We start from the raw sequence: 6,688 nt of genomic DNA on the forward strand, positions 1-6,688 counted from the left end.
CTATGAGCATGACAAGGCGGACAATCGCACGCGGCTGAAAGTGACCAACTCACCCAATCCGCCGCCATAGCATGATCCCTTCGGTCCATTAGAGGGCCGTATAATAGAGGTTCTGGCAGGCGATAGATCGGGGGCGCAACAGATGACGATGGCTGCGGGGGACAATCGGGAGCGCAAGGCGCAGAGCGCACTTTTTTATCTATTCCTTTTCTTACCGCTCTGGGTGACTCTGGTTGGCGTGCCGCAAGCCGCCTCAGCACAATCGAATACATTCCTCAACGCGCCTTCGCCTGAGAAGATTGCGATCACCCCCGGCGGGGTCGATATTCGTACCGGGCGGTTGACCTACACCCGTACAGACCTATCGATCAACGAAGGCAGCGGCGCGATTGCGCTTGAACGCACCATGCCGACACCGATTCCGACCCATGCAGCTCCCTTTGGCAATCTTTCCCACAATTGGGATATCACGCTGCTAATAAAACCTGTCCCGATCGATCAATATCCCGGCCAATATGATTACCTCGCTGACGTCAATTATGGTGCACGATCCCAGACATTCGAAAAATTGTATCTGAATGACGCAGTGTTCCGTCAGAAGTCACGGAATTATTATACGCGTTTGACGACGCAGAACACAATTGGCGCCGTCGGTGCGGTTTACACATTTCGGGCGACCGACGGGACGATTGCGGTATTCCGTCCAATAGTCGAGGGGGAGTGCGTCACAGCTCCGACAGCCTATCAATGCGCATTTGTCTCGTATATCGTCGAACCTGACGGTACGCGCTTCGATTTCGAATATGAAACGACGACAGCTTCGGTGGCCAACAAGACCCGTCTGCGCAGCGTCACCAGTTCACGAGGCTTTGCGCTGCTTTTCGAATATGGTGCGAACGGTGCTAGCTGGAATCAGGTTTCCAAAGCCTGCATCCTGAATCTCGCGTCCATTGCCAAGCCGACCAATAATGTCTGCCCCGTCGCCGCTCCCTCAACGGCAACCTACAGCTACACAGGTCTTGATTCGCGGGTGGTAATCGCCAGCGCAACGATGCCGGACAGCACGACAGAAAGTTTTGGTTACTCCTCGATCGTGCCCGGAAGCTCCTTCAACATGACGTTCACCAAACCCGGCGCTGGCTCGCCTTGGATGACGAACCGCATGGAGTACGGATACACGGTTGATGGGGAGCTTATGCCCTATGTTGCCGAGCAGGATTTCGCCGATGGTTCGGGTTATACATATAGCTATGACCTGACTCCGGAAACTGGCGATCCATTTGGTTCTATGTCAAGCTATCAGACCATTGCGGGCGGCGTCTACACTGACGCTTTGAGCCAAACGACGCAGGTTCGCTACAGTTTTCCGCAAACGCCGGGATCGATGAATCCTCCGCGTGTCGTGGGTGCCGCGGGCGGCTATACCTACGTAAATTATGGCGACATCGTTTACCAGGCAACGGGCGGGCCTACGCGGATTGTCGATCCGCTCGGACGCGAAACGCTCAGCGACTATTGCGATCCGGTCGTCATGGCCGGCCTCCCTTCGTCGGAGCATCACCGATGCCTCGTAACGCTGCTGCAGTCACAGACCGACCCCGAAGGTAACAAGGTTGCTCTGAAATACGGCACCCACAATAACCCGATTGAAATCCGCCATATCGCGAAGGCGGGATCGGGGCTTGCCGATATTGTCGAGACGGCAACTTATGACGCTACGGCGTGCACCAATCTTTATCCCTCGTGCGACAAGCCGCTGACAGTCACCGACGCGAGGGGGATCACCACCGATTATACATGGTCGTCGACGCACGGCGGGATGCTCACCGAAACACGGGCCGCGCCGACGACCGGCGCGGTGCGGCCGCAGAAGCGCTACACTTATCAGCAATTCTACGCCTGGTATAAGAATGCGGCGGGAACTTTGCTCCAGTCGCCTTATGCGACCTATCTGCTCACCGAGATTTCAGAATGCCGGACGGGCGCGGCGCCTGCCTGTGTCGGCACGGCGGACGAAACCCGCACGACCTTCAACTATGGATCGTCTGGCGTCGCCAATAATCTTTTGCTGGTTTCCAAAACGGTCGCGGCCGGTGACGGCAGTCTCTCCGCGACCACGAGTTGGACCTATGACGCGCTCGGCAACAAGCTGACTGAGGACGGCCCGCTCGCCGGAACCGCCGATACGACACGCTGGCGCTACGACGCACGGCGCCGGGTCGTTGGCGTCATAACACCCGATCCCGACGGGGCAGGAACGACCTACAAGTTCCGCGCGACGCGCAACACTTACGACGCAGCCGGCCGTCTCACCAAAGTCGAGCAAGGTACAGTCAATAGCCAATCCGACACCGACTGGACGGCCTTCGCGCCGCTCCAGACGACCGAGATCACCTATGACGCGCTCGATCGCAAGGTTCGTGAGTGGACCTACGGCGCGTCCGAAGGGACGCAGTCGCTCACCCAATATAGCTATGATCTTGCGGGCCGGCTTGAGTGCACGGCGGTGCGAATGAACCCGGCTACCTTCGCCTCGCCGCCGGCGAGCGCTTGCACGCTGGCAACGCAAGGCAGCTTCGGTCCTGATCGCATTACCAAATTGACCTATGACGCGGCGGGACAAGTGACCAAGACGATCCTCGCCTATGGCACACCACTTCAGACCGATCAGGAAACGAACAGCTATACGGCAAATGGACAGCTCGCCACGGTCACCGATGGCGAGAACAATCGCACGACCTTCGAATATGATGGCCACGATCGCCTGTCGAAGACGCGTTATCCGGTAACGACTACGGGCGCGCTGGCGAGTTCGACGACCGATTACGAACAGCTCACCTATGATGCGAACAGCAATATCACGCAGCGTCGGCTCCGCGATGCGCAGCTGATCAATTACGCTTATGACAATCTCAACCGGATGACGTTCAAGAATGTGCCGAACCTCGTTTCAGGCGAATATGATGTCACCACGACCTACGACAATCTCGACCGGCCGACGCTGGTCAGCGACACGGCGAGCAACAACGTCGGCTCAACCTTCGACGCGCTGGGGCGACTGACGGCGCAGACGAGTCCGTTCGGGACGATCGCGATGCAATATGACGCGGCGGGTCGCTTGACGCGGGTGACGCATCCGGACGGGAACTGGTTTGGCTACACTTACAACACCGCTGATCTCACGGGCATCAATGAGAATGGCGTCGCGAGCCTTGTCGCCTACAGCTACGACGATCTTGGGCGCCGCTCGGGGCTTACGCGCGGGAACGGGACGTCGACGACACTCGTCTACGACCCGGTCGGCCGATTGCGCCGTTTCGAGCAGGATCTTGCGGGGGCGAACGCCGACCTGACGGTGAACGGCCCCGCCGCTGGCGGGACCGGCATGTCCTACAATCCGGCGAGCCAGCTCATTGCGCAGACACGATCGAACGATCTCTATGCCTGGACGGCGCATTTCAACGTGGACCGAAACTATAACAGGAACGGGCTCAACCAGCTGACGAGCGCGGGGGCGACGGTGCTGGGCTATGACGGGCGCGGCAATCTGACGAGCTCGGGGAGCGATGCCTACACTTACACGAGCGAGAACCGGCTGGCGACCGCGCCGGGCGGGGCGTCGATCTGGTATGATCCGACTGGGCGCATTTCGCGGCTGGTGAAGGCGAGCGTCACAACGCGGTTCGAGCATCTCGGCCCGCGGCTGGTGATCGAGCGCGATGCGGGCGGCGCGATCCTGCGCCGCTACGTCCACGGCCCTGGCGATGACGAACCGGTGCTGTGGTATGAAGGCTCCACCCTGACCACGAAGCGCTGGCTGCACGCTGATGAGCGCGGGAGCGTGATCGCGGTGAGCGACGCGAGCGGGGCCGGTATCGCCGCGAACCGCTACGACGAATATGGCATCCCGCAGGCGACGAACCTCGGGCGGTTCCAGTACACCGGGCAGGCGTGGCTCTCCGAACTCGGGCTCTATTACTACAAGGCGCGGATGTACTCGCCGACGCTGGGGCGGTTCATGCAGACCGATCCCATCGGGTACAAGGATGGCATAAACTGGTATGCCTATGTCGGTGGCGACCCGGTGAATAAGGTCGATACAGATGGGCAGCAGCACGCGCTTCTGTTCGGAGACTTTCAAGTATCAAAATCAGCAACTTATAGTAGCGATGACCCTAATGCCGGCATCAAAGCCGCAGGTGCGATGAATGCTGGGGTGGCAATGGTGGTAACAGTGGCATATGTTCCGTTCTTCCGGGGCCTGATATCAAGGGAGAATATTGGAAATGCTTTGAAAGCGATAGATTCTCGGATTGCCCAATTGGAAAGAGGGGCAAGGTCTCTCGAGAAAAGAGCTGTAGAGCATGACATGAAGCGAGCAAATTTTGAAAAGAATCCGACCGTTCGGCCTGGAATGGAGAACATGTCGAAAGAAGCTCAAGCAGCGCAACAACAAGCTAGGATAGCACACTGGAAAAAGGAAGCCGCTGAGTTCAGAACTCAGGCAGCTATTAAACGTCAAGAAGCAGAGTCTTTGAGAAAGGCTGCGAAAGATATAAGGGATAAATGAAGTTGAACGGCGACGCTATATCGTTCTGCAATTCAAAATTCTTGAGTGAAATATGCTTGTCTAGAAATAAATGGGCAATTTTTATATCAGGAGATCTTGAATCATATGAAGATATATTGAATTTTCTTTCAAGAAACATATCTAAGTTTAAGCTGATATCGATTTGCGGGGAGAATTCAGAAATTCTTCATGATATGGTCGATGACATAATAATAGATTGTTCATTGGAAGGGATAATGACAACCTGGAGTTTAGAAGATATTGGAGATTCAATTGATGAATTTATAGATATGATTCCGAGTGAATCTAATATAATATTTGTCCATTCATCTAGTATTACTTCTAGTGTAAAATACTTTAGAGATGTATCTTCAAAGATACTAAATTCTCAGCTATGATACTGTTCGCGGAAATCATGAGCTCCGACAAGTTCGAATTGAATTACGGTGACACCGCGTAATTGATGTAGCCACGCTCCTGGTTGGCACGGAGTCGCGAGCAGCGCTCCGAACGAGGAGGGTGACCATGGATATCTATGCAGGAATGGACGTGAGTGACAAGGCCACGCATTTGTGCGTGGTTGACGGCGCAGGCGTGGTGCTGCGGCGCGATGTTGTGGCGAGCGATCCGGAGCTGCTGGCGCGCTGGCTGAAGCGGCATTGCCCCGGTTTGGTGCGGGTGGTGCTGGAGACCGGACCGTTATCGACCTTCCTCTATCATGGCCTCGCCGAGCGCGCAGTGCCGGTGATCTGCATTTGTGCTCGCCATGCCAGGCGGGCGCTGTCGGCGCGGATCAACAAGAGCGACGTGAACGATGCCGAAAGCCTCGCCCAGCTTGCCCGCACCGGTTGGTTCAAGGCGGTGCACATCAAGGACGGAGCGACCCATATCGACCGCGCGGCGCTCAAGATCAGGGCGCAGATCGTGTCGGCACGCAACGGCATGGCCAACCAGCTTCGCGGCATGCTCAAACTGTTCGGCCTGAGGCTGGGCCACGTCACCACGCCCGGCAAGCGGCGCGAGCGGCTCAAGGCGCTGTTCGGCCAGCGCCCTGATCTCGAGCCGGTCTTTGCCGGGCTGATCGAGAGCATCGAGGCGCTCGATGGACAGATCGTCCGCTCGATGAAGAGCCTCGAGGCACGTGCCCAAGCCGATCCGGTCTGCCAGCGGCTGATGAGCGCGCCCGGCGTCGGGCCGATCACCGCGCTGGCCTTCAAGAGCAGCGTCGAAGATCCCGCCAGGTTCTCCCGCAGCAGTGATGCCGGGGCCTATGCAGGCCTCGTCCCGCGCCGCTCGCAATCGGGGGAGCGCGACTACAAGGGCCATATATCCAAGGCGGGCGATGCGATGCTGCGCGCCGCGCTCTACGAAGCGGCCAACTCGGTGCTGGTGCGGCTCAAGCGGCCTTGCGCGCTTCAGGACTGGGGCAAGCGGCTCGCCGAAACCAAGGGCCCCAAACGCGCCAAGGTCGCCGTCGCCCGCAAGCTCGCCGCGCTGCTTCACAGCCTCTGGCTCTCGGGTGAGGAGTTCCGCTGGGCCTGAGCCAGCGAAGCGAAGACCCGAAGCCGCAAGCCGGACGATCTCGTTGTACCTGTAGCGGCTCATGACCCCGTCGGTGACACAGAGACGTCCAACCATCCCCGCCTGACCGCGATCAGGAAGGCCCGGACACCAAGGCTCCAACGCCGTCCGACGACCTCGAAGACAACCATCGGTGATCGGGTAATCAACAAACCAAAGCTTCGACAATGTCCCAATCAATTAGACAACAGGTGCAATAACCCCTAAATTGAGGCTGGTTCGCCCGTTCGCTATCATCGCGACATGGCCCGTCTTCCGCGCCTTGTGCTTCCCGGCATCCCGCATCATGTGACGCAACGCGGCAATCGGCGCGAGCGGACCTTCTTCGAGGATGGCGACTATGAACTCTATCTTGATCTGCTGTCGGATGCGTCGCGGCGCGCTGGGGTGGAGATATGGTCCTACTGCCTGATGCCCAACCATGTGCATATCGTCGCCGTGCCGTCGGACGAGGATGGATTGCGCCGGACCTTTCGCCACGTCCATCGTAAGCGCTGTTCCGTGCCCACCTTGCGCGGTTGAAGCGTAGCGCCGAGT

General features: G+C 58.0%; 3 protein-coding genes. All 3 read left to right on the plus strand.

Annotated elements, in window-relative coordinates; genetic code table 11:
• Positions 1-142 precede the first annotated feature (142 nt).
• The 3 genes from HUW43_RS14010 to HUW43_RS14020 all read left to right on the plus strand — a co-directional run bounded on the left by HUW43_RS14010 (position 143) and on the right by HUW43_RS14020 (position 6,673).
• Positions 143-4,570: an RHS repeat domain-containing protein gene (locus HUW43_RS14010; protein WP_188237980.1), complete on the plus strand. Its 4,428-nt coding sequence runs from the start codon at positions 143-145 to the stop codon at positions 4,568-4,570.
• Between the two features lie 525 nt (positions 4,571-5,095).
• Positions 5,096-6,112, plus strand: coding sequence for an IS110 family transposase (locus HUW43_RS14015; protein WP_223181547.1), 1,017 nt, complete (start codon positions 5,096-5,098; stop codon positions 6,110-6,112).
• A gap of 282 nt (positions 6,113-6,394) precedes the next feature.
• Positions 6,395-6,673 (plus strand): transposase, encoded by a 279-nt coding sequence (locus tag HUW43_RS14020; protein WP_223181546.1) that lies wholly within the window; start codon positions 6,395-6,397, stop codon positions 6,671-6,673.
• Positions 6,674-6,688 lie beyond the last annotated feature (15 nt).

Origin of the sequence: Sphingopyxis sp. LK2115 (assembly GCF_014595975.1) — a bacterium.
GTDB lineage: Bacteria > Pseudomonadota > Alphaproteobacteria > Sphingomonadales > Sphingomonadaceae > Sphingopyxis.